The 26520-nt window shown below is 67.2% G+C and carries 22 protein-coding genes; 11 read left to right on the top strand and 11 right to left on the bottom strand.

Translation table 11 applies throughout. The features are described 5' to 3' along the window. The first annotated feature begins 109 nt into the window (after positions 1-109). Both CNE_RS27875 and CNE_RS27880 read left to right on the top strand, forming a co-directional pair. Positions 110-898, top strand: coding sequence for an MHYT domain-containing protein (locus tag CNE_RS27875; RefSeq protein WP_013953640.1), 789 nt, complete (start codon positions 110-112; stop codon positions 896-898). Between the two features lie 122 nt (positions 899-1020). Then, positions 1021-2448 carry an NAD-dependent succinate-semialdehyde dehydrogenase gene (locus tag CNE_RS27880; RefSeq protein WP_011617618.1) on the top strand — a complete coding sequence of 476 codons (1428 nt, stop codon included), beginning with the start codon at positions 1021-1023 and terminating at the stop codon, positions 2446-2448. 73 nt (positions 2449-2521) lie between these two features. Here CNE_RS27880 and CNE_RS27885 read toward each other — a convergent pair whose 3' ends face one another. From CNE_RS27885 to CNE_RS27915, 7 genes are all read right to left on the bottom strand, one after another. Continuing rightward, positions 2522-3715, bottom strand: a complete 1194-nt coding sequence (locus CNE_RS27885; RefSeq protein ID WP_013953641.1) for a DUF2252 domain-containing protein — start codon at positions 3713-3715, stop codon at positions 2522-2524. 47 nt (positions 3716-3762) lie between these two features. Beyond that, positions 3763-4146, bottom strand: coding sequence for a cytochrome C oxidase subunit IV family protein (locus CNE_RS27890; RefSeq protein ID WP_013953642.1), 384 nt, complete (start codon positions 4144-4146; stop codon positions 3763-3765). A gap of 8 nt (positions 4147-4154) precedes the next feature. Beyond that, positions 4155-4862 carry a heme-copper oxidase subunit III family protein gene (locus CNE_RS27895; protein ID WP_013953643.1) on the bottom strand — a complete coding sequence of 236 codons (708 nt, stop codon included), beginning with the start codon at positions 4860-4862 and terminating at the stop codon, positions 4155-4157. A gap of 26 nt (positions 4863-4888) precedes the next feature. Then, the gene (locus tag CNE_RS27900; RefSeq protein ID WP_013953644.1) at positions 4889-5536 is read right to left on the bottom strand and encodes a cytochrome c oxidase subunit 3 family protein; all 648 of its coding nucleotides are present in this window, start codon (positions 5534-5536) and stop codon (positions 4889-4891) included. Beyond that, complete coding sequence (gene ctaD / locus CNE_RS27905; RefSeq protein ID WP_013953645.1) at positions 5533-7290, bottom strand: cytochrome c oxidase subunit I; 1758 nt, start codon at positions 7288-7290, stop codon at positions 5533-5535. The genes CNE_RS27900 and ctaD overlap by 4 nt, the downstream gene beginning before the upstream one ends. Before the next feature lie 10 nt (positions 7291-7300). Next, positions 7301-8659: a cytochrome c oxidase subunit II gene (locus CNE_RS27910; RefSeq protein WP_013953646.1), complete on the bottom strand. Its 1359-nt coding sequence runs from the start codon at positions 8657-8659 to the stop codon at positions 7301-7303. Positions 8660-8924: 265 nt separating this feature from the next. Then, positions 8925-9428, bottom strand: a complete 504-nt coding sequence (locus tag CNE_RS27915; RefSeq protein ID WP_041228701.1) for a membrane protein — start codon at positions 9426-9428, stop codon at positions 8925-8927. Positions 9429-9711: 283 nt separating this feature from the next. Between CNE_RS27915 and CNE_RS27920 the strand changes: the two genes are divergently transcribed. Continuing rightward, positions 9712-9891 carry a hypothetical protein gene (locus tag CNE_RS27920; RefSeq protein WP_041228702.1) on the top strand — a complete coding sequence of 60 codons (180 nt, stop codon included), beginning with the start codon at positions 9712-9714 and terminating at the stop codon, positions 9889-9891. 43 nt (positions 9892-9934) lie between these two features. Then, on the top strand, positions 9935-10099 hold the full coding sequence (locus tag CNE_RS41770; protein WP_010811070.1) for a hypothetical protein: 165 nt from the start codon (positions 9935-9937) through the stop codon (positions 10097-10099). A gap of 55 nt (positions 10100-10154) precedes the next feature. On the opposite strand, the gene CNE_RS27925 is transcribed toward CNE_RS41770, so the two are convergent. Beyond that, a complete protein-coding gene (locus CNE_RS27925) occupies positions 10155-11171 on the bottom strand; it encodes a LysR family transcriptional regulator (protein ID WP_013953649.1) in 1017 nt (338 codons plus the stop codon). Positions 11172-11302: 131 nt separating this feature from the next. On the opposite strand from CNE_RS27925, the gene CNE_RS27930 reads away from it, so the two are divergent. The 3 genes from CNE_RS27930 to CNE_RS27940 are packed head-to-tail and all read left to right on the top strand — an operon-like array spanning position 11303 to position 14910. Then, positions 11303-12613, top strand: a complete 1311-nt coding sequence (locus CNE_RS27930) for an MFS transporter (RefSeq protein WP_013953650.1) — start codon at positions 11303-11305, stop codon at positions 12611-12613. A 27-nt stretch (positions 12614-12640) separates the two neighbouring features. Then, positions 12641-13672, top strand: coding sequence for a histone deacetylase family protein (locus CNE_RS27935; protein ID WP_013953651.1), 1032 nt, complete (start codon positions 12641-12643; stop codon positions 13670-13672). Beyond that, on the top strand, positions 13669-14910 hold the full coding sequence (locus CNE_RS27940) for a Zn-dependent hydrolase (protein ID WP_013953652.1): 1242 nt from the start codon (positions 13669-13671) through the stop codon (positions 14908-14910). Before CNE_RS27935 ends, CNE_RS27940 begins: the two co-directional genes overlap by 4 nt. A 39-nt stretch (positions 14911-14949) precedes the next feature. Here CNE_RS27940 and CNE_RS27945 read toward each other — a convergent pair whose 3' ends face one another. Then, on the bottom strand, positions 14950-15147 hold the full coding sequence (locus tag CNE_RS27945) for a rubredoxin (RefSeq protein WP_011617624.1): 198 nt from the start codon (positions 15145-15147) through the stop codon (positions 14950-14952). Between the two features lie 523 nt (positions 15148-15670). Here CNE_RS27945 and CNE_RS27950 point away from each other — a divergent pair. Both CNE_RS27950 and CNE_RS27955 read left to right on the top strand, forming a co-directional pair. Next, on the top strand, positions 15671-17920 hold the full coding sequence (locus tag CNE_RS27950; protein ID WP_013953653.1) for a TonB-dependent receptor: 2250 nt from the start codon (positions 15671-15673) through the stop codon (positions 17918-17920). 50 nt (positions 17921-17970) lie between these two features. Then, a complete protein-coding gene (locus CNE_RS27955; RefSeq protein ID WP_013953654.1) occupies positions 17971-18657 on the top strand; it encodes a Fe2+-dependent dioxygenase in 687 nt (228 codons plus the stop codon). 79 nt (positions 18658-18736) lie between these two features. Here CNE_RS27955 and CNE_RS27960 read toward each other — a convergent pair whose 3' ends face one another. Then, positions 18737-22735 carry a DUF748 domain-containing protein gene (locus CNE_RS27960; RefSeq protein ID WP_013953655.1) on the bottom strand — a complete coding sequence of 1333 codons (3999 nt, stop codon included), beginning with the start codon at positions 22733-22735 and terminating at the stop codon, positions 18737-18739. A 271-nt stretch (positions 22736-23006) separates the two neighbouring features. Between CNE_RS27960 and CNE_RS27965 the strand changes: the two genes are divergently transcribed. Continuing rightward, positions 23007-24317: an MFS transporter gene (locus tag CNE_RS27965; RefSeq protein WP_013953656.1), complete on the top strand. Its 1311-nt coding sequence runs from the start codon at positions 23007-23009 to the stop codon at positions 24315-24317. Positions 24318-24405: 88 nt separating this feature from the next. Here CNE_RS27965 and CNE_RS27970 read toward each other — a convergent pair whose 3' ends face one another. Then, on the bottom strand, positions 24406-25494 hold the full coding sequence (locus CNE_RS27970) for an extracellular catalytic domain type 1 short-chain-length polyhydroxyalkanoate depolymerase (protein WP_013953657.1): 1089 nt from the start codon (positions 25492-25494) through the stop codon (positions 24406-24408). A gap of 240 nt (positions 25495-25734) precedes the next feature. Here CNE_RS27970 and CNE_RS27975 point away from each other — a divergent pair, with 240 nt between their 5' ends. Beyond that, complete coding sequence (locus CNE_RS27975) at positions 25735-26514, top strand: Crp/Fnr family transcriptional regulator (RefSeq protein WP_013953658.1); 780 nt, start codon at positions 25735-25737, stop codon at positions 26512-26514. The last annotated feature ends 6 nt before the right edge of the window (positions 26515-26520 follow it).

Raw genomic sequence — 26520 nt, forward strand, 5'->3', positions numbered from 1 at the left:
CCCCCTGCATACTCGGCGCGGGAGCACCGCGTCCCAGGCCGGCTGCCGGAAGGAATGCCCGGCATGCGCGTGCGCCCTTCAGTCGCAGTCAAAACGAAGAGGTGGGGTCATGTTTGTCGGTTTCCAGCCTGTTTCCGGCGCCCTGGTGCCGTTTGCCTATGACTGGCCGATGGTGGGCCTGTCGTTCCTGATCTCTGTCTGCGGCGCCTACGTGGGCCTGCGCTGGTCGCGGCGCGTGCGCATGCCCGACGGCCGCCTGGATGTGGACCGGCTGTTGTGCGCCAGCGTGGCGCTGGGCGGCGGCGCGGTCTGGTCGATGCATTTCATCGGCATGGTGGCCTACCAGACCCCGACGCACCGCGAGTTCGGGCTGTTCATGACGCTGGCTTCGCTGGTGGTCGTGATGGTGCTGGCCGGCGCCGGGCTGGCGATCGCCTCGCGCCCGCGCGGCAGCCGTACCGACAACGTGGTCAAGGGCGGCGTGCTGACCGGGCTGGGCGTGGTGGCGATGCACTACACCGGCATGGCGGCGATCCGCTCCAACACCCGCTTCGACTGGGACCTGGCCATCATCGGGCTGTCGGTGGTGATCGCGGTGGTGGTGTCGGTGGTGGCGCTGTGGCTGGCGACCACGGTGAAGACCCGCGGCAAGCAGCTGGCAGCGGCGGTGGTCATGGGCATTGCCGTCTGCGGCATGCACTACACCGGCATGTCGGCGGGCACGATGATCTGCACCAGCCCGACCTACGCGCCCAGCCTGTTCGCCATCGAGGGCGACAGCATCGGCTATGCGGTGTTCGCCCTGACGCTGATCACGCTGCTCGTGATCCTGGTGGTGGAAGCCACCCGCACCGGGGCTGAAGTCCTGCCCGTGGCACGGACGCGCGATACCGCCTGATATCGGCTGCACCGGTCGCGGGGACATTCCCGCACATTCCTCCCGGGAACGCACCCGGCGCGCTGCATGAACGCGGCCGCCGGGTTAAGCTTGCGGTTTCACCGCCCACCAGGAGAACACGCATGTACCAGGATCTCGCCCTCTATATCGACGGGGAATTCATCAAGGGAGGCGACCGGCGCGAGCAGGATGTCATCAACCCGGCCACGCAGGAAGTGCTGGGCAAGCTGCCGCATGCCAGCCGCGCCGACCTGGACCGCGCGCTGGCCGCCGCGCAGCGCGCCTTTGAAACCTGGAAGAAGACCTCGCCGCTGGAGCGAGCCAGGATCCTGCGCCGCGTGGGCGAGCTCACCCGCGAGCGCGCCAAGGAGATCGGCCGCAATATCACGCTGGACCAGGGCAAGCCGCTGGCCGAGGCCGTCGGCGAAGTGATGGTCTGCGCCGAGCACGCCGACTGGCACGCCGAGGAATGCCGCCGCATCTATGGCCGCGTGATCCCGCCGCGCCAGCCCAATGTGCGCCAGATCGTGGTGCGCGAGCCGATCGGCGTTTGCGCCGCCTTCACGCCGTGGAACTTTCCGTTCAACCAGGCCATCCGCAAGATCGTGTCGGCGCTGGGCGCCGGCTGCACGCTGATCCTGAAGGGCCCGGAAGACTCGCCCAGCGCGGTGGTGGCGCTGGCGCAGCTGTTCCATGATGCCGGCCTGCCCCCGGGGGTGCTCAACATCGTCTGGGGCGTGCCCAGCGAGGTCTCGACCTACCTGATCGAATCGCCGATCGTACGCAAGATTTCGTTCACTGGCTCGGTGCCGGTGGGCAAGCAGCTGGCGGCGCTGGCCGGCGCGCATATGAAGCGCGTGACCATGGAGCTGGGCGGCCATTCGCCGGTGCTGGTGTTCGACGACGCCGACATCGACCCCGCCGCCGAGATGCTGGCCCGCTTCAAGCTGCGCAATGCCGGCCAGGTTTGCGTGTCGCCGACGCGCTTCTACGTCCAGGAGAAGGCCTATGACCGCTTCCTGGCGCGCTTTACCGAGGTGATCGGCTCGATCAAGGTGGGCAACGGCCTGGAAGACGGCACCCAGATGGGGCCGCTTGCGCATGAGCGCCGCGTGCTGTCGATGGAGCAGTTCCTGGACGATGCCAGCCAGCGCGGCGGCAAGGTCGTGGCAGGCGGCTCGCGCCTGGGCGACAAGGGCTACTTCTTTGCGCCCACCGTGGTCACCGACCTGCCCGACGACTCGCGCCTGATGACCGACGAGCCGTTCGGCCCGGTGGCGCCGGTGACGCGCTTCAAGGACACGGCCGAGGTGCTGCGCCGCGCCAACAGCCTGCCCTTTGGCCTGGCGTCGTATGTGTTCACCAACTCGCTGAAGACCGCGACCGAAGTGTCCAACGGCCTGGAAGCCGGCATGGTCAATATCAACCACTTCGGTATGGCGCTGGCCGAGACCCCGTTCGGCGGCATCAAGGATTCGGGCATCGGCAGCGAAGGCGGTCAGGAGACCTTCGATGGCTACCTGGTGACCAAGTTCATCACCCAAGCCTGACCATCCTGACGCTGGCGCCGTTCACGCTTGCGTGAGCGGCGCCAGCGCCCTTCTTCCCCCGTTCGGCCCCCGCTCACCCTCCCCGCGCCTCGCGGTAATCGTCCGCATACGCCTTCCACTGCACCACCGACACCGCGCAGCCATGCCGTGCCAGCCGCAGGACGCCGGTGCGCCAGCGGGTGCCGCCGGCAAACGCCTGCAGCTGCTCGATCCGGTCCGCGGCCTGGTGCCCGCAGCCACGCAGATGCGCCCATGCCGCGGCATGCGCCATGGTGCCCAGCAACTCGCGTAGCGCTGCAAAGTTGCTGCAATGCGCCAGGTCGACGCGGTCGGCAGTTGGCTGCAGGCTCTTGACCAGATAGGAAGCCTTGCCCATGTCGACAGCCGACAGCAGCGCCGGCGAAGCCGCCTGCATGACTTGCTGCACCGCCGCCACCCGCCTTGCATCGCTGCCCCAGGGTGGCAGGGACAGGCTGGGCAGGTCCTGCCATGGACTCGGCGCGGCGCGCTTGATGTCGACCAGTCGCTGCATGCCGCTCAGTTCGTCCCGCGCCAGCACCATATAGCGTTCCAGCCCGAGGCTGCCAATGCCCGCCACGCGCCGCGCGGCATCGTCGAGGGCCAGGCGGTGGCCATGGTGGCCCTGCTTCGAGTAGGCCGCAAGGATCGCGCGAGCGCGCTCACGGGCCGGCTTGTCCGCCGGCAGCGCATGGCGGCCGTTGCATACCAGGCGCCGTTTGCCCTTGCGCAGCGTGGTGAGCTCGGCCAGCAGCGCGCCGCGCTTGCGGCCCTTGACCCGGCGCAGCAGGGTGGCCACCATGCCGACCGCCGTGGCACGCTCGAGCCAGCGAGGCTTGCCTGTCTGCAGCACGGCGGCATAGGTGGACAGCATGGCCTCGCAGGCGCGCATGGCGCCGGCCTCGGAAAGGCCCAGCTGGCCGGCGGCCACCAGCACGCTCGACAGCATCCGGACCACATCCACCGTAAGCGGCGCGACCAGGGCATCGTCAAAGTCGTTCAGGTCGAAATAGACCAGCCCGTTGTCGCCCTTGAAGCTGCCGAAGTTCTCCAGGTGCAGATCGCCGCAGACGTAGGTGATGGGCGCATTGCACATTGCCGCCTCATCGCGCAGCGATGCGGCATAGAGATGGTTGGTGCCGCGAAAGAAGGCAAACGGGTCCGCGGCGATCGCCGCAAGCTTGCGGGTCAGCCGCTCGGGATCGCGGCCATGGTTGAAGGTGAGGATGGCTTGCGTGGCGGCGTGCATGGGCTCGGCTTCCGTTCCGCGTTGACATCCGGCAGCGGCGCGGCCGGTCAGCGAAAGAACAGGCCGCGCGTGAGGAAAGTGTGATTGGCTTCTTCCGCCATCAGCCAGACCAGCACCAGCAGGCACAGCGGCGGTACCAGGATGGCGCAGATCAGCGCCATGCGCTCCCATGCCATGTGCATGAACACTGCCACGATCAGCCCCGCCTTCAGCCCCATGAACACCAGGATCAGCGTCCAGCGCAGGTAGCCGGTGACATGGAAATAATCGACCAGGTACGACAGCGTCGACAGCACGAACAGCAGCGCCCAGATCTTCAGGTACAGCCCGATGGGATGCTGTTGGCCGGAGTGGGCGGCATGGCCGGCATCCGGGCCGGAGCCATGCGCTGGCGTCACCGGGGTTGCGGGAGTTGCCGGATTCGATGCCATGGCCGCCCTCACCAGAGATAGAACAACGCAAAGATAAACACCCAGACCAGGTCGACGAAGTGCCAGTACAGGCCCGCGATCTCCACGATCTGGTAGTTGCCGGTGGCCTCGTAGCGCCCGCGCAGCACGCGCGTGGCCACGATCAGCAGGTACACCACGCCGCACGACACATGCAGGCCATGGAAGCCCGTGATCATGAAGAAGGTCGAGCCGAACTGCGCCGCCCCCATCGGGTTGGTCCACGGGCGCACGCCCTCGTCCACGATCAGCTTGGTCCATTCGAAGGCCTGCATGCCGACGAACATCATGCCGAACAGCGCGGTCACCAACATCAACAGCGCGCACTCGCGGCGCGCGCGCCGGTAGGCAAAGTTGACCGCCATCGCCATGGTGCCGCTGCTGCTGATCAGCACGAAGGTCATGATGGCGATCAGCAGCAACGGGATGTCGGCGCCGCCCACGTGCAGTGCGAACACCTCGCTGGGATTGGGCCACGGCACCGTGGTCGACATGCGCACGGTCATGTAGCCGGTCAGGAAGCAGCTGAAGATAAAGGTGTCGGACAGCAGGAAGATCCACATCATCGCCTTGCCCCACGACACCTTGAAGGCCTGCTGGTCCGACGACCAGTCGGCCAGCAGGCCGCGCACGCCGCCCACCTGGGGCGCAGGCGCCACGCCGGGTGTGCCCGATGGTGAAGACAATTGCGTTGACATGCCGGTCCTCCTTGCTGCCGCCGCCGCTAGGCCGTGCCGCAGATATAGCGCACCAGTTCGGGCGTGAGCCACCCCAGCGCCGCCAGCAGTACCACCCACACCGCCAGCAGGAAATGCCAGTAGCGCGCGCACAGCCGCATGCGCAGCACCACGGCCTCGCCGCTGCCGCGTGACGACATGGCAAAGCCCCAGCCGGCCAGGCCGCCCAGCACGTGCAGGCCGTGCATCGCGGTCAGCAGGTAGAAGAAGCTGCCGGCCGGGTTGCCGGCAGGCATCACCTGCATCGCGCCCAGCGCCTGCCAGGCCCACAGCTGCGAGGCGACGAAGCCGGCCGCGCCCAGACCGCCCAGGCGCAGCGCCAGCCTGGCCACGGCCATCTCGCCCCGGCCCGCGGCGCGCGACGCCACCGCCATCGCCACGCTGCCCGCGGCCAGCAGCGCGGTGGACAGCCACACCTGCCAGGGCAGCCCGATGCGGTGCCAGTCCGGGCTGTCCATGCGCAGCGCATAGGCGGTCAGGAACAGCGCAAACAGCGAGGTCACCACGCCCATGAACACCCACAGGCCGATGCTTGCGGGGGCGCGCCCGCGCGGCCGGTGGTTGGCGGCATTCTCGTCGGACGGGTTGCCGCCGAAATCGTCGCGGCTGACCTTGTACAGGGCTTCGGCGTTCATGCGACGGCTCCGCGGCTGGCATGCGGTTCAGGCTCGGCCCCGCCCTCTTCCGGCGGCGCGTTCTGCGCGATAAAGTCCTCACGCGCGCCCGGCACGCTGTAGGCATAGGCCCAGCGGTACACCACCGGCAGGTGCGGCCCCCAGTTGCCGTGCGCGGGCGGGGTCTGCGGCGTCTGCCATTCCAGCGAGGCGGCGCGCCACGGGTTGGCGTCGGCCTTGCGGCCATGCCACAGGCTCCACACCAGGTTGAAGACAAAGAGCAACTGCGCCGTGGCGACGATGAACGCGGCCACCGAGATATACATGTTCATCACATGCGCAGATTCCGGGATAAAGGCGTAGTTCTCGTAGGCGTAGTAGCGGCGCGGCATGCCCAGCACGCCCAGGTAGTGCATCGGGAAGAAGATGGCATAGGTGCCGACGAAGGTGACCCAGAAATGGATCCGGCCCATGTTGTCGTCCAGCATCCGGCCCGTTACCTTCGGGTACCAGTGATAGATGCCGCCGAACACCACCAGGATCGGCGACACGCCCATCACCATGTGGAAGTGCGCCACCACGAAGTAGGTGTTGGACAGCGGGATATCCACGCTCACATTGCCCAGGAACAGCCCGGTCAGGCCGCCGATGACGAAGGTGCTGATGAAGGCGATCGCGAACAGCATGGGCACGGTGAAATGGATATCGCCGCGCCATAGCGTGATGACCCAGTTGTAAACCTTGATCGCGGTGGGGATGGCGATGACCAGCGTGGTGGTGGCAAAGAAGAAGCCGAAGTACGGGTTCATGCCGCTGACGAACATGTGGTGGGCCCACACCACCACCGACAGCACGCCGATCGCCAGGATTGCCCACACCATGGTGCGGTAGCCGAAGATGCTCTTGCGCGAATGCACGCTGACCAGGTCCGAGACGATGCCGAAGGCAGGCAGCGCGACGATATACACCTCCGGGTGGCCGAAGAACCAGAACAGGTGCTGGAACAGCAGCGGGCTGCCGCCCTTGTATGACAGCTGCTGCCCCATCGATACCATCGCCGGCATGAAGAAGCTGGTGCCGAGGGTCTTGTCCAGCAGCATCATCACCGCCGACACGAACAGCGCCGGGAACGCCAGCAGCGCCAGGATGGTGGCCATGAAGATGCCCCACACCGACAGCGGCATGCGCAGCAGCGTCATCCCTTCCGTGCGCGCCTGCAGCACGGTGGTGACATAGTTGAGGCCGCCCATGGTGGCCGCGACGATAAAGATCGCCAGTGACACCAGCATCAGGATGATGCCCCATTCATGGCCTGGGGTGCCGGCCAGGATGGCCTGCGGCGGATACAGCGTCCAGCCCGCGCCGGTGGGCCCGCCGGGCACGAAGAAGCTGGTCAGAAGCACGATCACCGACAGCAGGTAGACCCAGAAGCTGAGCATGTTGAGGAAGGGGAACACCATGTCGCGCGCCCCCACCATCAGCGGGATCAGGTAGTTGCCGAAGCCGCCCAGGAACAGCGCGGTCAGCAGGTAGATCACCATGATCATGCCGTGCATGGTGACGAACTGGTAGTAGCGGTTGGCGTCGATGAACTCGAAGCGCCCCGGGAAGCCGAGCTGCATGCGCATCAGGTTGGACAGCGCCACGCCCACCAGGCCCACCATGATCGCCACGATGGTGTACTGCACGGCGATCACCTTGTGGTCCTGGCTCCAGACATAGCGGGTCCAGAAGCTCTGCGGCGCGTGATGGGCGGCATCATCGGCGTAAGCCATGCGGGTCTCCTCACTTCCTGGCGGGCGCGGGCGCCGCCGAGGGCGGCACGGCCACGGCCGTCGAAGTCGTATAGGTGCCGGACGCAGCCCCGGGCGTGGCAGCGGGTGCCCCGGAGCCAGCGGTTGCCGTGGTAGCGGCGCTGGTCGCGGCGGCCGGGCCGGCGGGCACGTCCGCGGGAGCGACCGGCGCAACGGTTCCCGCCTCGGCCGCGCCGCTGCCGGCCGACTTGATATAGGCGGTCAGCGCCGCGACCTCGTCCTCGCTCATCGGCAACTTCGGCATCACCGGCCCGAAGCCTTTGACCAGGCGCGCATGCGGGTCGGTGATCTCCTTGTGCAGGAAGGCATCGTCCACCTTGGCGCTGCTGCCGTCGGCAAAGGTCTCGGTCTTGCCGTACAGGCCCTTCCAGGTCGGCCCCACACCCGGATTGCCGTCGATGCTGTGGCAGCCGACGCAGCCCTTGCTCTGCGCCAGCGCGCGGCCCTTCTCGACGGTGCCGGCGTCGCCCGCTGCGCCCGGTGCGGCAGCGGCCATTGCCGCCGGCGGTGCCGCGGCCTTCGCCAGCGTCATGGCAAAGGTCTGCTGCTTCGCCAGCCATGCCTCGTACGCAGCCGGTTCTTCCACCACCACCGTGCCGCGCATGTTGTAGTGCCCCACGCCGCACAGCTGCGCGCACAGGACGTCGAAGCGGCCCGTCTGCGTCGGCGTGAACCAGAACGACGTCACCATGCCCGGCACCATGTTCATGCGCGCGCGGAACGGCGGCACATAGAAATCATGCAGCACGTCCTTGGAGCGCAACAGCACCTTGACCGGCTTGTTCAGCGGCAGGTGCACCTCCGGGCCGACGATCACGATATTGTCCAGGCCGCGCGGATCGTCGGGGTCCAGGCCGAGCGGATTCGCACCGGTGACAAAGCGCGGATCGGAAGCACCCAGCTGGCCGCTCTTGCCCGGAAAGCGGAAGGCCCAGGACCACTGCTGCCCCACCACTTCCATCACCATCGCGTCGCGCGGCGGGCGCACGTAGTCGGCGTAGACGAACAGGCCCGGCGCCAGCAATGCCACCACGCCCAGCGTGGTGCCCCCGATCAGCCACAGTTCAAGCTTGCTGTTCTCCGGGTGGTAGGACGCGCGGTGGCCGGTGCCGCCATTGGGGTGCGGCGCCTCATGCCGGTAGCGCCAGACGATGTAGCCGACAAACAGGTTGATGCCAATAAAGAAAATGCCGGTGATGACCAGGGTAATGGTCAGCGTGTCGTCCATCTGCTTCCAGTTGGACGCCAGCGGAGTCGCCCACCACGGGCTCAGGAAATGGAAGAGCACCGAAGCGACGACCATGACTACGAGTGCGATGGCCAACGCCATATCCACCCTCCTACTCGCGCGCGGCGAGGGATGTGCAAGTCACGCAGGTAGACATAAGACTAGTGCATGCCGTCAGGTCACTGCAAGGCGACATGCCAATGCATTGGTGTCGCACTGCACAAGCGCGCAGGGCGGGAAAAAGCGGCGGCGGGAACCCCTGGTTCCGGCCGCCGCAGACCTTGCGCGCGTATCCGCCCAGAGGCTGGCGCGCGCAATGCAACCGTCATGTGCGGGCGCCTCACCGCGCCCTGCCCCGATGCGATTGTCAGTGCGATACGTCCTTGCTCTCCAGCTTCCAGTAGCACGCCGCCGCGGCCATCCCGAAAATCAGGTGCCCGATAAACGTATGCCACCCACGCACCTCGACAAACCAGTGGAAGGCCCGCGTCATCACATAGAAATTGAAGAAATACACCACCAGGCCGAATACGGCACCCGCCAGCATTGCCATGCCCAGGCTCGAATCCAGCGTGAATGGCGCGATGATGGCCGCCAGGATCATGCCCAGCACGGCACCCAGCACGAAATGGATCACCAGCGCCGCGGCCACGGTGCCGACGGTGAACGTTGCGCTCTGCAGCACGCTCTGGCCCATCAGGATCCCGGCGATCATGCGCGTGGCTACCCACGGGTTCACGCCCGACACCATCGACGACCAGAACAGCTCCAGCACCAGCAGCAACGCCCCGGCCGCCAGCCCCGAGACCGCTGCCGCGGTCCAGTCCGGCTGCCGCCGCACGTAGTGGTGCGATTGCATGTGAAGTTCCATAGCCACCTCCGTCTCTCTCGGTCTGCGGGGCATTGGACTGGAATGGGAACGGGGCCCCGCGTCTCTGATCAGCATAGGACACGTGTTTCCCGCTTCGGGGTTCGCATGGCGAAAAACGTGGGGCATGCGTACGCAGCGCAACGCCTGAACGGGCCTATGTGCGCGCATCGGTACCTGGGTGGCATCCGCACCGCCCGGGCTCGGGACAATACCGATGCACGCAGCCGTGCATCGGGCACACACTGCCTATACTGGAATCACAAAAGAGAGACAGGAGACCACCATGCACTTCACCGCGCATGATCTTGTATTCCTGATTCCGATGGCGCTGGTAGGCGTGATCGCCATGGGTTCGATCCCGGTGACCGCCAAATTCCTGCGCATCAGTTGCCGCACCATGGGCGCCCTGATCGGCGCGCTGGTTGCGGTGTTGGTGCTAGAGGCATTACCGCTGCTGATCTGACCCCCAGAGGTCGGGCAGACGGTTTTTGGGGAGGAGGGCCGTTATGTCGATCGGCCTGCTCGCTGCCGTCATGGCGGCGCTGCTGTTCATTACCGTCCTGCGGGCCATCTGGCGCTGCAGCCATCCGTACCGGATGCGCTACCGGCGCTGCGCTGCGCAACGGCAACGCGCGGGGCTGTGCCGGCATACGCTGCGACGGCACGGCTAGCAGTAGCACGACCCCGCTTGCACCTTCCCCGGTACGCGAACCGGGCAATCGCCCGTCACGCCGTCGGCGCGCGCAACGCCGCCAGCGGCGCGTTCACTGACTCTCCCAGCCGCTCCATCAGCGAATAGCGCGCCACGTAGTGCCGGAAGTGCTCGAGGAACGCCGCCTCGGCCGGCGTCTGGCGCCGCTCCGGATTCCACAGCAGGTACATGTCGATATCGGCCACGCCCTCTTCGGGCGGCAGGCGCCACAGCCGTTGCTGGGCGACATCGTCGGCAACGATATGTTCCGGCAGGCAGCCAATGCCATAGCCCGCGAACACCAGGCGCCGGATTTCATCGAGGCTGGGCGAGGTCGCGACGATGCGGCCCGAAAAACCGTGCTGGTCGCGGAAAACGGCCAGTGGCGCCAGCACGTCGCCAAGCTGGTCGCTGCTGAACGACACGAAATTCTCTGCCAGCAGGTCGGCAATGGCCAGCCCGGTGCGCCCGAACAGCCGGTGATGGCGCCCGCAGAAGATGGCGTAGCGCTGGCGCAGGAACAGCATGTGCTCAAGCCCGTCGCCCGACTGCCGGCCCGACTGCCGGTACAGGCTCAGGCCCACGCCGGCAGCCTTCTGCGCGAGCGCGTCTGCGATCTCGGTGCTGCGCATCACGTCCACCTGCAGCGTGACGCGCGGATGCTGCCGATGGAACGCGGCCAGGCATTCGTCATAGACGCCGGAATGGATCCGGCTCACGGTCAGCAGCCGCAGCAGGCCGCTGACTTCATCCTGCTGCTCCGCCAGTTCCGCCCCCAGCCGCGCCACGCTGCCATAGACATCGGTGGCGATGCGCAGCACCTCTTCGCCGGCCCGGGTCAGGCGGAAATTGCTGCCGCGCCGCTCGATCAGCGTGTGTCCCAGATGCTCTTCGAGCCGGCGCAAGGCCAGGCTCACCGCCGGCTGGGTGATATGCAGCCGCACCGCGGCGCGGCTCAGGCTGCGCTCGTGGACGATGGTCAGGAATGTGCGCAGCAGGTTCCAGTCGAGCCGGTCGGTCAGCAGGGCCCGGTCCAGGGCAGAACGCTCCATCACGCCACCGTATAAATTCAGATTATATGAAAAATAAATATTAGAAATTTGACTGATGTTTGTCAACGGGCGATAACTCCTCCCACAGCTGCCCCTGATGCAGCGGCACAAACATAGTGAGGAGCCAGTCCATGCAAGTGTCCCCTTCCGGCACGCGCCAGCCCGTGCGCGCCGCCACGGCCGCCTTTGTCGGCACCATGATCGAGTGGTACGACTTCTACATCTACGCTACCGCCGCCGCGCTGGTGTTCGGCCCGCTGTTCTTCCCCGGCGGCGACCCCTTCCTGAGCACGCTGGCGTCATTCGGCACCTTCGCGGTCGGGTTCTTTGCCCGTCCGCTCGGCGGCATCGTGTTCGGCCACTGGGGCGACCGCATCGGCCGCAAGAAGGCGCTGATGACCACGCTCATGATGATGGGCGTGGCCACCATCGGCATCGGCCTGCTGCCGACCTACGCCACCGCGGGCGCCATCGCGCCGGTGCTGCTGGTGCTGCTGCGCGTGGTGCAGGGCATCGCCGTGGGCGGCGAATGGGGCGGCGCGGTGCTGATGGCGGGCGAGCATGCCCCCAAGGGCCGCCGCACCTTCTTCGCCTCGTTCGCGCAGCTCGGCAGCCCGGCCGGCCTGATCCTGTCGCTGCTGGCTTTCCGCGCGGTGACATCGATGGAGCACGACGTGTTCATGGACTGGGGCTGGCGCCTGCCATTCCTGGCCAGCGCGGCGCTGCTGCTGGTGGGCGTGGCGATCCGGCTGGGCGTGAACGAATCGCCCGAGTTCGCGCAGGTGCAGGCGCAGCGCAAGACCGCCAGGCTGCCGATTGCCGAAGTCTGGCGCACGGCCCGCGTGCCGGTGCTGCTGTGCATCGGCGCCAATACCATCGGCATTGCCGGGGTGTACTTCACCAACACTTTCATGATTGCGTACACCACGCAATACCTGTCGCTGTCCAGGACGCTGATTCTCGACTGCCTGTTCGCCGTGGCCATCATCCAGTTCCTGGCGCAGCCGCTGGCCGCCTGGCTGGCCGAGAAGCTTGGCGGCGCGCGCTTCCTCAAGCTGGCCGCGCTGCTGGCCATGGCTTCCCCCTATCCGATGTTCCTGCTGGTGCAGACGCGCCAGGCGCCGGCCATCGTGCTCGGCATCGCGCTGGCGGTGGTGTGCATGGCGAGCTTCTATTCGGTGATCGCGGGCTTTGTCAGCGGTGTCTTCGAAACGCGCGTGCGCTACTCGGCGATCTCGTTGTCCTACCAGGTCTGCGGCGCGGTGGCGGGCGGGCTGACACCGCTGGTGGGGACCATCCTCGCGCAGCGCTTCCAGGGCCAATGGTGGCCGCTGGCGGTGTTCTACACCTTGCTGGCCGGCGTGTCGCTGCTGTGCATCGCCAGCATCGATGCACGCCAGCGCCAGCAACCACAACCCGCCGCGCAAGCCGCGCAGGCCTGACGCCTTTCCACGGACATTGCCAACCCCATGCTGACGTTTTTCCATCCCGAGCAATTGCTGCACCATCCGCAGAGTTACTACTCGCGCGGCAAGATGCGCTCGCCGCAGGAGCTGCCCGCGCGGGCACAGCGGCTGGTGCAGGCGGCAGAGGCGCTTGGCTTCGCGCTCCACGCCCCCGCTGACCACGGCCTCGCGCCGCTCGCCGCCGTGCACGACCAGCCTTACCTGCAGTTCCTGCAGGACGCCCATGCCAGCTGGCGCGAGCTGCCGGAGGACTGGGGCGACGAGGTCATGTCCAATATCTTCGTGCGCGAGCCCAACGCCCTGCGCGGCGTGCTGGCGCAGGCCGCGCGCTATCTCGCCGACGGCAGCTGCCCGGTGGGCCTGAACACCTGGCGCTCGGCCTACTGGTCGGCGCAGAGCGCGGTGGCCGGCGCCCTGGCGCTGCTGGACGGCGAACGCAGCGCCTACGCCTTGTGCCGGCCGCCGGGCCATCATGCCCGGCGCGACGCGGCGGGCGGCTTCTGCTACCTGAACAATGCCGCGATCGCCGCCCAGGCCCTGCGCGCGCGCTTTGGCCGCGTGGCCATCCTCGATACCGACATGCACCACGGCCAGGGCATCCAGGAGATCTTCTACGACCGGGCCGATGTGCTCTACGTGTCGATCCACGGCGACCCGACCAATTCCTATCCGGTGGTCGCGGGCTTCGACGATGAGCACGGCCGCGGCGCAGGCGCCGGCCACAACCTCAACCTGCCGATGCCGCACCGTTCGCCCGAGTCAGTCTTCTTCGACAAGCTGGACACGGCGCGCGGCGCCATCGAACGCTTCCAGGCAGACGCGCTGGTGCTGTCGCTTGGCTTCGACATCTACCGCGAGGATCCGCAGTCGCTGGTGGACGTGTCCACCGAAGGCTTCGGCCGCCTCGGCCGCGCCGTTGCCTCACTTGGCCTGCCCACGCTGATCGTGCAGGAAGGCGGCTACCACCTCGATTCGCTCGCCGCCAATGCAAAGGCCTTCTTCGGCGGCATCCAACAGTCAGGAACGGGCGCATGAACGCAATCACGATCAATGGCGAACGCCTGTGGCAAGCGCTGATGGACCTGGCGCAGGTCGGCGCCACGCCCAGGGGCGGCAATGCGCGCCTGGCCCTGACCGCGCTGGACGGGCAGGCGCGCGACCTCGTCACCGGCTGGATGCGAGAGGCCGGCCTGACCGTGCGCATCGACCGCGTGGGCAATATCTTCGGGCGCCGGGCGGGCCGCAACGACGCGCTTGCCCCGGTGACGACCGGCAGCCATATCGACACCCAGCCCACCGGCGGCAAGTTCGACGGATGCTATGGCGTCATGGCCGGACTGGAAGTCATGCGCACGCTCAATGACCACGGCGTGACCACCGAGGCGCCGCTGGAACTGGCGATCTGGACCAATGAGGAAGGCGCGCGCTTCGTGCCGGTGATGATGGGATCGGGCGTGTTCGCCGGCGTTTTCCCGGAGGCCACCGCGTTGGCGGCAGCGGACAACGCCGGCAAGTCCGTTGCCGGCGAACTCGCGGCGATCGGCTATGCGGGCACCGCCCCGGTCGGCCACAAGGTTGGCGCGTACTTCGAGGCGCATATCGAGCAAGGCCCGATCCTCGAGGCCGAGGACAAGGTCATCGGCGTGGTGACAGGGTCGCTTGGCCTGCGCTGGTATGACGTCACGGTGACTGGCATGGAGGCGCATGCCGGCCCCACCCCCATGCCGCTGCGCCGGGACGCCCTGCATGGCGCGTCGTTCCTGTTCCAGGAAGTGACGAAGATCGCGAACGACTTTGCCCCCGATGGGCGGGGGACGGTCGGGGTGGTCAATGTCCACCCGTCTTCACGCAACGTCATCCCGGGGCGAGTGCAGTTCAGCGTCGACCTTCGCCATCTCGATGGCGGCCAGCTTGACCGGATGGAAGCAAGGCTGCGCGCGGCGTGCGCGGCACTGGCCAGCGGCAGCACGACAGGTGCCGTGCTGGCGGTGGAAGTCGAAGCGATCCAGCGCTTCGAGCCGACGCCCTTCGCGCCCGAGCTTGTGGCGCATGTCCGGCAGGCGGCCGCGGCGCGTGGCTACACGCATTGCGACATCGTTACCGGCGCGGGCCACGACGCGGTCTACCTGGCCAGGGTGGCGCCGACGGCAATGATCTTCGTGCCGTGCAAGGACGGCATCAGCCACAACGAGATCGAGGACGCCAGGCCCGAGCATCTCGAGGCGGGCGCCAATGTGCTGCTTGCTGCCATGCTGGCGCAAGCCCAGGGCTGAGCCTGGAAGGATCAGCCGGACAGGAAAGTGCCTGCGACGTTACAGCTCGATCATGGCGAATTCGGCCTTGCCGACGTCGCATTCCGGGCAGCGCCAGTCCTCGGGGATGTCTTCCCAGCGCGTGCCGGGGGCGATGCCGTCTTCCGGCCAGCCCTGTTCTTCGTCGTAGACCCAGCCGCAGATCACGCACACCCAGGTCTTGTAGGCGACGGCGGCTTCCAGTTGATCCTGCTGCAAAACACACTCCTGAATCGGCTATGGAACGGATTGTCCGGGCCGAATCATACCGGTTTTCGCGGCCTTGATTGCTGCGCCGCCGCGCGGTGCGCCGCCGGCTAGTCAGCCCGAGAATCGTCCACGATCCGGAAATCCGCCCTGAGCGGGTGTTTCCCGAAGCCACCGCTTATTTTCTTCAGTCGTTATTTCCGGTTTGCGAGCAAATGTATGGTCGCTGTTTCGCGCCGGGGTCGTTTTTGCGCCGCCGCAGGCTCTCTCAGCATACGGGACCTATTTAAAAATACCTAATAGCGCACTTAATATTGCAAATGTCTATTACTACATACATTGATCCAGAGTCTGAATTGTCTGTGTCGGCAACACAACGCGAATTGCAACAACAATCATTCGTATTTATATTTCGACTCGCCCAGAGGAAGACCCCATTTTGACCCCTTTCGCGCAACACCGGCCCAGGCATATTCGTGCGTGGCGGCGTAGGACGGCTGGGCCCCGACCGCAGGGGTAGACCAAGACCATAACCATGAATCGCCGCACCCCCATTGCCACCGCGCTGCTCGCGCTGTGCGCCACGCCCGCCGCCACTCTCGCCCAGCAAGCTCCCGCACCTTCAACCACCACCACGCAGATAAAGCCGGCCGCCACGCTGCCGGCAGTGGTGGTCAACGGCGAGGCCTCCCGCGGCGATTTCAACGCCGGCAAGGCGTCGCTGAGCAAGCTGCCGGCCGACCTGCGCGACGTGCCGCAGTCGGTCACCGTGGTGAACAAGGCGCTGATGGAATCGCAGGGCGTCAGCTCGCTGGCCGATGCGCTGCGCAACGTGCCGGGTATCACTATCGGCGGTGCCGAAGGCGGCCAGATCGGCAACAACATCAACCTGAACGGCTTCTCGGCGCGGACCGACATTTACCTGGACGGCTTCCGCGACCGCGGCCAGTACTATCGCGATACCTTCGCACTCGAGCAGGTCGAGGTGCTGATGGGGCCGTCGTCGATGCTGTTCGGCCGCGGCTCCACCGGCGGCGTGATCAACCAGGTCAGCAAGAAGCCGACGCTGAAGGCCGCCACCGAGGTGACCGGCTCGGTCACCACCAACGGCCTGGTGCGCGCCACCGCCGACTACAACACGCCCACGGGCGACACCTCGGCGTTCCGCATATCGGCCATGGCGCAGGACGGCAAGCCGAGCACGCGCGACGAGATGACGGTGCGGGACTTTGGCATCGCGCCGTCGTGGCGCACCGGCATCGGCACCTCGACCGAGATCACGCTGTCGGCGCTGCTGCAGCATAACCGCGACATGCCGGACTATGGCTTCTCGAACCTGAACGGCCATCCGACCAATGTCGACCGCAATACCTTCTACGGCTTCACCGACGACCGCACCATCCAGGACATCGCGTCGCTCAACGCCGGCATCACGCACAAGTTCTCGCCCAACCTGCGGCTGCGCAACCAGACGCAGTTCAACTACGTTGAGACCGATGCCCGGGAGACCGCGCCCAACTCGGTTGGCTCGGTCGGCGCCAGGGGCTTCACGCCGCTCACCACCAGCACGCTGCCGCTGGACCAGCTCTTTGTTCGCCTGCAGAGCCATGACCGCAAGATCCGTGACTACTCGATCTTCAACCAGACCGAACTGACCGCCAGCTTCGACACGGGCCCGGTCAAACACACGCTGCTGGTGGGGGCCGAAGTGGGCCACGACGGCTACAACAACCAGAACTACTATCGCAACGGCAGCTGCAACGGCGTGGCGCTGAACCCGGCCGCCACTGCGACCGCCGCGGCTGGCACCTCCGGTTTCGTGGCCTGCGAGCCGCTGGTCAATCCGGCCTACACCGCGTCGCCGGCCAGCGTGCCCACCAGCACCGGCAACCTGCAGGGCGGCTCGGCCAATACGCTGGCGGCCTACCTGAACGACTCGATCGAGTTCAGCAAGCAATGGAAGGCGGTGGCGGGCGTGCGCTACGACCGCTACATGGCCAGCATCACCAACTCGGTCAACTCGACCAACACCCTGGGCAACACCGCACTGGCCAATGCCGAGCAGACGGTCAACTTCACCAGCGTGCGCCTGGGCGGCATCTGGCAGCCTACCGAGGCGCAGTCCTACTACGTGTCGTACGGCACCTCGTTCAACCCATCGCTGGAGCAGCTGACCGGCACCGTGGGCCAGCAGAGCCTGGACCCCGAAAAGAACAAGTCCTATGAAGCGGGCGGCAAGTGGGACCTGCTTGGCGGCGACCTGTCGCTGACGTCGGCAATCTTCCAGATCACCAAGGACAACGCCCGCAGCCAGATCGACGCCACCACCTATGCGCTGAGCGGCAAGATCCGCGTCAACGGCTTCCGCGCGGGCGCCACCGGACGCATCACCAGCCGCTGGCAGGTGTTTGCCGGCTACACCTACCTGGATGCCGAGATCGTCAACGGCATTGCCGCCAACACCACCGGCAAGGTGCCGACCAACACGCCCAAGCACACCACCACCGCCTGGACCAGCTACGCCTTCCTGCCCAACTGGGAAATCGGCGGCGGTGCCTTCTATATGTCGGAACGCTTTGCCAACAATACCAACACCGTCCAGGTGGGCAGCTTCGTGCGCTGGGACGGCATGCTGGCCTACCACCAGCCGAAGTACGATGTGCGGCTGAATCTGTTCAATATCTTCGACAAAAAGTATTACGATGCGCTGATTCAGTCCGACGGCGGGCGGTCCGTACCCGGCACCGGCCGCACGGCGATGCTTTCGTTCACCTACCGGATGTAACCCGCGGCTGGCGGCCCCCTGGTGCCGCCGGTCGTGGCGCCAGGAGCCCCATGCTAGTCGTCATCCCCAAAGTTCTCAGCGCCGAACAGGTCGGCGCCCTGCGCCAGCGCCTGGAGCAGGCCGGCGAGGCCTGGGTGGACGGGCGCGTCACCGCCGGTTACTCGGGTGCGCCGGTCAAGTTCAACCAGCAGATCGACGAACGCTCGGAAGTGGCACGGGAGTGCCAGCAGCTGATCCTGTCGATGCTGGAGCGCAATCCGCTGTTTATCAGCGCGGCGCTACCCAACATCGTCTATCCGCCGATGTTCAACCGCTACAGCGAAGGAATGACCTTCGGCGCCCATGTGGACGGCAGCGTGCGCATCCATCCGTACGACGGGCGCAAGCTGCGCACCGACATCTCGGCCACCCTGTTCCTGTCGGAGCTGGACAGCTACGACGGCGGCGAGTTGCAGGTGCGGGACACCTACGGTGCCCATTCGGTCAGGCTGGAGGCCGGCGACATGGTCGTCTATCCCGCCACCAGCCTGCACCAGGTCACCCCGATCACGCGCGGCGTGCGGCTGGCCAGCTTCTTCTGGATCCAGAGCCTGGTGCGGGACGATGCCCGGCGTGCGATGCTGTTCGATATGGACAATGCGATCCAGACCTTGAACCAGACCGGCGCCGATGAGGGCGCCCGGAGGACGCTGGTGGGGTGCTATCACAATCTGCTGAGGCAGTGGGGCGAAACGTGAGATTGGGGCGCCTCGCGGTGTGATGGCATGACACGCCCGCCATGCGGCGGGCGGCCTTGCAAATCGTCTCCCCCGGCGTCTACCCGCGGATGGAGAAGTCCACGCGGTTGGGCGCGCCCTTGTCCTTGATGCCCTCGGCGCTGAGCTTGGGCGCGGTCAGGAACAGCCGGCTTTCCGGCACCTTGCCCTCGCGTTCAAGCGACTGCTTGACCACCAGTGCGCGTTGCTCGGCCAGGCGCTTCAGGTCGGCTTCGGTGACCGTGGAGTTGGCCATCAGCAACTTTTCCATTTCCTCGGGCGGCAGGGATTTAGTGAAGCCGACGAAATTGCGCGGCTTCTTCATGGAAGTGCGCTTGTAGACCTGCTCCAGGTACTTCGGGTATTCCTGTTTCGAGACCTTGATCTCGGCGCCCTGCTCGCCGGCTTCGTCGTTGCCGGCCTCGCCGCCCGCCTGTGCGCTGTCGCGCTGGTCGCGCCGCTTCTGCTCGGCCACGCGCGCATCCAGCCACGCGCGGCGCGCGCCGGCCTCGTCGGTGGCCGGGTCGATGCGGCCGCTGATTTCCAGCCGCAGCGACGGCCTGTCATTGAGCGCCTGGCCCAGCTTGGCGATCTTGTCCTTGGCCGCCGGCGTCAGCGTCGCGGTGCCGGGCGCGAACTCGACGTAGCCCAGTTCCTCGCCCCCGCCGCCGCCAAAGGCCGAGGCGATCAGCGAGAACGGCGACGTGATCGCCTTGGTCAGCAGGTTGACGATCACGCGCACGATCACGCCGCCGATGCTGAACTCCGGATCCGACAGCGAGCCCGACACCGGCAGGTTCACGTCGATCACGCCGTTGCGGTCCTTCAGCAGCGACACCGCCAGCAGCACCGGCAGCTTGGTCGCATCCGGGCTGTCGACGCGCTCGCCGAAGGTGAGCTGGTCCAGGAACAGGTGGTTGCTCGCATCGAGCTTGCCGTTCTCGATCTTGTAGGCCACGTCCACCGTCAGCTTGCCCTTGGTGATCGGGTAGCCGGCGTACTTGGCCGCATAGGGCGTGAGCCGGGTCAGTTCCACGCCCGAGGCCTTGGCGGCAATGTCCAGGAACAGCTGCTCACCCAGCGGATTGAGCTTGCCGCTGATATTGACCGGCGCATCGTCGTCGATGCGGCCATCCAGCACCAGGTCGGCCGGGGTGGGGTCGCCCGACGACACCTTGGACACCTTGCCCTTCATGCCGGTCAGGTTGGCCGAGTAGTTGGGCTTGACGAAGAAGTCCGAGAAATTGATGTTGCCCTTCTCGAGCGAGACCCCGCCGATGCGCACCTGCGGCTTGGGCCCGCCCGGCTTCTGCTCCACCTGGGCCGTGCGCGTATCGCCGACCTGCACCGGCGGCGTTGCCGGCGCCGATGCCGGGCTGGCCTGCGTCAGGCTGGTGGACGGCGCTGCCTCGCCCTTCGCGGCGCCGCCGGCCATCACGTCCTGCAGGTTCAGGCGGCCGTTGGCGTTCAGGATCACGCGGGCATAGAAGTCAGACAGCGCGACATTGCCCAGGCTCACGCGCATCGGCCCCTTGCTCTCGTCCATGGCAAAGTCGATGCCCGACACCGCCAGCGAGCGCCAGCGCAGGAAGTCGTCGCCGCTGATACGGTCGACCGTGCGCACGTTGCCGGATAGCACGTTGCCAGCGAATTGCGCCGCGATGGGCTTGCCTGTGGGCGCGTCGACATTGAGCTTGCCCTTGACCGTCAGCGTGCCGCTGCGCAGCGCGGCATTGAAGCGGTCGGCCAGGTAGGGCTGCAGCGGGCGCATTTCCACCTCGCGCAGGTCCAGTTGCAGGCGGCTGGCCGGGACGGTCGGCAGCACCGAACCGTCCACGCCGATCACGCCGCGCTGGCCTGACTCCGCATGCAGCCTGACCGGTACCGCCGCCGGCGTCAGCGGCCAGGCGATGGCGCCGGTGGCGAGCGCGATATTGCGGAACTCGTGGATCACCGGGCGGCCGCGGTTGGCCTCGGCTGGCTGGTAGTCCGCCAGGCGCGCGCTGCCGCCGTCAACGGTGACCTTGCCGATGTTGGCCTTCCAGCCGCCGGGGGCTGGCGCGCCGCTGGCGGTGGCTGCGGCCGGTGCGGCCTGGCGCGGCGTGGCGCGCGCCTGCTGTGCCGATTCCGTGGCCCACAGTCGCGCCATCTCGATCAGCTGGCCGTGGTAGTCGCGCGTGGCGGCGATCTGCGGCTGCGCCAGCGTGACCTGGCTGGTGGCGAAGGTCTGTTTGGCGAGGTCGAACTGGATATCTTCCAGCACCAGCTTTTCCGCACGCAGCAGCGGCAGGTTGGCGCCTTCGCGGTCGGCGGCGGCGCGCTCGCGTTCGCGGCGGCTGGCGCGGGGGCCAGCGTTGCCGTTGGCAGTGGCCCGCTCCTGCGCGTCAGCGCCGGCGCGGGCGGCCGCGGATACCGGCATCGTCACCGGCTCGCGCGTCGCGACATAGAGCGGCGCCAGCTCCAGTCGCGACTTTTCCAGCACGAACTGGAACTGCGGCGTGGCCCACGCCATGCGGTAGTGCAGCTCGGCATTGACCGCGGTCTCGCCGAACTGGCTGCGAAGCTCGCGCGGCCACCACGCGGCAAACCCTTGCGGGCGCAGGCCGGTGGTTTCCAGCGTGCCGGCCAGCGTGCCGTCGCGCAGCAACAGGTCGCCGGTGTGGTGCAGCGTCTGGCCGTCGGCCACGGTCAGCGTGGCGTCGATGCGGGCCGGCTTGTCCCCTTCCGTGCCGGCAAAACCCTTGACCTCGGCATCGAGCGGGCCGAGCGCAAGCTTGCCCTGGCCCGACGGCGCCAGCGCGTCCTCAAACCCCAGCCTGGCCTGCTTCACGACGATGCGGTCGACCGCATAGCGCCACGGCACGTCCTTGGCTGCCGTGGCCGGCGGCGCCGCGGGCGTTGCCTGGGCGCCTGACGCCGCGACGGGCGCGGATGCCGGTGTCGGTGCCGGCGCCACACCATCGGTGGACTTGCTGACCGCCTGCGGCAGGAACGCCGTGGCCAGGTTCAGCGAGCCATCTGCGCGCCGTGCGGCTTCCACGCCGAGCCCTTCAATCTCCACGCTGCGCAGCTGCGCGCGGTGGGCCAGCGGTTCGAGCTTGCCGATATCCACTGCCAGGCGGCCGCTCTTGACCAGCGGCTGGCCGGCGCGCGTGACGACCTCGGCATCGCGCAGCGCGGCCGTGCCCATCACCAGCATCTCCTGCGTGTCCTTCTGCTGGCGGAAGGCCACGGTCAGGCGCGTGTCGAGCTTGCCGGACTTGACCTCGGCATCGCGCAGCGGCGGCGCGAACGCCATCAGCCGCGCGACCTCCAGGCCGTCAAGGTTGACGTTGAGCCGGGTCTGGCGCGAATCGGCAAACGGCAGCACCTCGCCATCGAGCGCCAGCCGCGTGCCGTTGACCTGTGCGCTCAGCGTGGGCCGCGTCACGATCTCGACGTCATGCGGCAGGTTCGACAGGAACGGCAGGGTCAGCGTCAGGTTGTCGACGCGCAGGCTGGAACCGAGCTGCTTGTCGTCATAGCTGAAGCTGGTGCCGGTGACCGCGATGTTGTTGACCGAGAAGCGCGCGGGCTTGGCATCGGGCGGCTTGGGCGGCAGGGCCGCAAGCTTGTCCTGGACATCGGCAAAGCTCATGCGGCCGTCGGCGCCGCGCAGCACGTGCACGGCCAGCCGGTCGACATGCAGGTTGTCCACCACCGGCGCCAGGTGCCAGACCGAGGCCAGCGAAGTATTGGCCTCGGCCTCGCCCAGCGTCAGCGCGGGGGTCTTGCCGTCGCGCTCATAGATAGTGAGGTCCGTCAGCGTGGCCGCCAGCTCGAACGGGCGCACGTGGGCCTTGCCCAGCGTGACCTTGCGCCCCAGCGCCTCGGTCGCGTTCTTTTCAATCAGGTATTTGAGCAGCGGCGGGCCGCCAAAATACCCCGCCAGCCCGAACACCGCGAGCGCCGCGACCACGCCGCCGGCGACGCGCGTCGCCAGCCGGCCGCGTGGCGTGGCAGCCACTGCCTGGATGGATTGCTTGAAAGCCATGTCGTTCCAGAAGATCTGACCCCGCATTCCGATGCTGCACGATGGTTTGTGCCCCGGATTTCACATTTTTCGACATTATGGCAACGGTTTCGGACAAAGCAAAGAAATCAGAATTGCCCCCTCAACGCCGCATAGGCCGATCTGGTATCTTTACGTCCTTTGCGAAGCGTTTCGTCGCAAGCCTGCGGCTTACCCGCCGCATCGTGCCTGCCTCCCCTGCGCTGTACCCTCCGGCCACACCCATCACGTATTCCGTGCTGCGCGCTTCGCATGCGATCTCTTCCATGCGAGTCCATTCATGTCTACCAGCAGCAGTACCGCCGTGGGTGTCGGCGCGCCGCGAGCCAGCGCGCGCCCGCTGACCGGCCAGGATTACAAGACCCTTGCCCTTGCCGCGCTTGGCGGCGCCCTTGAGTTCTACGACTTCATCATCTTCGTTTTTTTCGCGACGGTCATCGGGCAGCTGTTCTTCCCGCCGTCGGTGCCGGACTGGCTGCGCCAGTTGCAGACCTTCGGCATTTTCGCGGCCGGCTACCTGGCCCGGCCGCTGGGCGGCATCATCATGGCGCACTTCGGCGACCTGCTCGGCCGCAAGAAGATGTTCACCCTGTCGATCCTGCTGATGTCGGTGCCCACGCTGCTGATGGGCCTGATGCCCACCTACCAGTCGATCGGCCTGGCCGCGCCGGTGCTGCTGCTGGTACTGCGCATCCTGCAAGGCGCGGCCGTCGGCGGCGAAGTGCCCGGCGCCTGGGTGTTCGTCTCGGAGCACGTGCCGGCGCGCCATGTCGGCTATGCCTGCGGCACGCTGACCGCGGGGCTGACTGCCGGCATCCTGCTGGGTTCGCTGGTCGCCACCGGCATCAACAGCGTCTTCACCCCGGCCGAACTGGCCGACCACGGCTGGCGCGTGCCGTTCCTGATCGGCGGCGTATTCGGCATCGCCTCGATGTACCTGCGGCGCTGGCTGCATGAGACCCCGGTCTTCGCCGAACTGCAGCAGCGCAAGGCGCTGGCCGCGGAAATGCCGCTGAAGTCGGTGGTGCGCAACCACCGCGGCAGCGTCGCGGTGTCGATGCTGCTGACCTGGATGCTGTCGGCCGGCATCGTGGTGGTGATCCTGATGACGCCCACCTTCCTGCAGAAGCTGTATGGCTTTGACGCGCGCACGGCACTGGTCGCTAACAGCGTTGCCACGCTGTGCCTGACGGTCGGCTGCGTCGTCTCCGGCGCGCTGGCCGACCGCATCGGCGCGCGCCGCACGCTGTTCTTCGGCGGCCTGCTGCTGGCCATCTGCGCCTACGCGTTCTACACAACCATCTTCACCCGCCCCGACCTGCTGCTGCCGCTCTATGCGCTGGCCGGCTTCCTGGTCGGCACCATCGGCGCGGTGCCGTTCGTGCTGGTCAATGCATTCCCGGCGCAGGTGCGCTTCTCGGGCCTGTCATTCTCGTACAACGTGTCGTATGCGATCTTCGGCGGGCTGACGCCGATGGTCGTCACGCTGATGCTGAAGCAGGATCCGCTGGCGCCGGCCCACTACGTGGTCGCCCTGTGCGTGCTGGGCATGGTGACCGCGCTGTTCGTCAAGGACCGCTCGCGCGGGTGACGCTGCTGCTGCAATGAAAAAGGGAGGGCAGGCGCCCTCCCTTTTTTCATGCGCTTGACAGCTTCTTGCGCATTGGTGCCGCCGGACTTCAGCGCCGGTGCTGGCTGAAGAACTGCCACATCATCGAGCTCGCATCCGGGCCGATATCGCTGTGGTAGCCATAGCTGGCGTCCCCGCCGCTCCAGGCGTGGCCCAGGCCCTCCACTTCCACCAGCGTCACCAGGTCGCGGCGCCAGCGGCCGAAGCGGTATTCATGGGACCGGCCCGGCGCTTCGTCATCCGGGTTGGACGGCTCGGGCGTACCGGCGAGCCGGTCTTCCAGGCCGTTGTAGGCCAGGAACTGCCGCGCCAGCAGACGGCCGTTGACCGGATGCACGGCATCGTCGGCCAGGCCGTGGATCACCAGCGCGGGCATCTCGGGACCGCCCGGCGTCACGCCGGCGGCATCCAGCAGCCATGACGGCTCGGCGGCCGAGCCTTGCTGCATCGCCCGCAGGCCGGCGCGCGGGTTGTCGGCCGCGCCGATGACCACGCCGGAATGCAGGGCCGCGGCCGCCACCTTGCCCGGGTAGCGCAACGCCACCAGCGCGGCCATGGCCGCGCCGGCGGACATGCCGGCCAGGTAGATCTCGCGCTCGCGTACGTCGTGGCGCGCGGCCAGCGTATCGATCAGCGCGGCCACCGCCTGCGCCTCGCGTCCGCCCTCGGCGGCACCCAGGTCGAACCACTGCCAGCAGCGCTGCACCTGGCGCCGCAAGGGCTGTTGCGGGTAGGCCACGATAAATCCCTCGCGCTCGGCCAGCGCATTCATGCGGGTGCCGGCCGACAGGTCATCCGGCGTCTGACGGCAGCCATGCAGCACTACCACCACCGGCAACGGGCCGCGATGGGCCTTGGACGGTATGTAGAGGTGATACGAGAGTTGCGGCACCAGTTCGCCGGGCAGCGGCGCCAGGCGCAGCCTGTGCGCCTGCCAGGTACCGGGCAGGGAATCCGGCGCGGGTGCCGGCCGGGCGGGCCGGACTTTGCCCGGCGGGCCAGCAGGGCGAGCCGGTGTGAGCGGATTCAGCGAATCCATGCGGCCCAGCCAGGACTTCACCTGGGCTTCCGTGCGGGCTTGCGCGCGGCTCAGTCGCCGGATCTGCGCATGCCAGTCAGCGGCGAGGCTTTTGGTCATGAGGACTCCTGGTCGTGTGACGGAATCTCCCCCCTATGCCTTTATTGTTGCGTTGCAGCATACCACAATCAGCCTTACGTCCACCGGCGTGCCCCGTTGTTATGGCACAAACGCAACGCGCCTCGCCCCCGCGATGCGAAATTTCTAAATTAGCAATACGAAAGAATGCAGATCGCAGCGAGATGGCCTGCGTTGCCGGCATCTTATACTTGGCCATCGCCACCGGAGGACAATGACACCATGCCGGACAGCGGCGCCCCAGCCTGCCTGCTCTGCCTCTTTCGCCACGTTTGCCATAGCGCGGGGGCGCAAGCTCCCCTGTCGCACGCGCCGGTGGCGCTGCAGCCGCAGCGGGTGGAAGTGCGCACCGGCGAGCATGTTTTCCGCCAGGGGCGCCCTGCGCTGACGGTCTACCCCCTGCGCCATGGCAGCGCCAAGCAGGTCTATGAATCGCCGCTGGGCTGGCGGCAGGTAACGGGTTTTTCGCTGCCCGGCGATGTGCTGGGGCTTGAGCCGCATGAAGGCCCGCTCCACGGGACCGCCGCCATCGCGCTGCAGGACTCGGTGGTTTGTGCTGTATCGGTCGAGTCCCTGCGCGCGCTCATGCAGGCCGCCCCATTCCGTGAAACGGTGCTGGACGCGATGCGCCGCAATGCCGAGCGCGAACGCGTGCTGCTGGTGGCAGTGGGATCGATGAGGGCGCCGCAGCGCCTGGCCATGCTGCTGCTCGACCTGGCCGGCGAGCAGGCGCGCCGCGACGGCAACCGCGACGGCACGCTGACGCTGGCCATGTCGCGCACCGACATCGCCAGCCTGCTCGGGCTGACCCTGGAAACGGTGTCGCGGCTGCTGTCGCGCTTTGCCTCGGTCGGGCTGATCTCGGTGCGCCAGCGGCACCTGCGCATCATCGACCGCGACGGGCTGGCCTCGGTCTATGCCGACCTGGATCCGGCCCCGCGCCAGGCGGCGGCCAGATCAGACGCCTACGGCGCGGAGTTCGGCGAACCTCGGCTGGCCTAGACGGCT

The sequence above is a fragment of the Cupriavidus necator N-1 genome (assembly GCF_000219215.1).
In the GTDB taxonomy this organism is placed as follows: domain Bacteria; phylum Pseudomonadota; class Gammaproteobacteria; order Burkholderiales; family Burkholderiaceae; genus Cupriavidus; species Cupriavidus necator.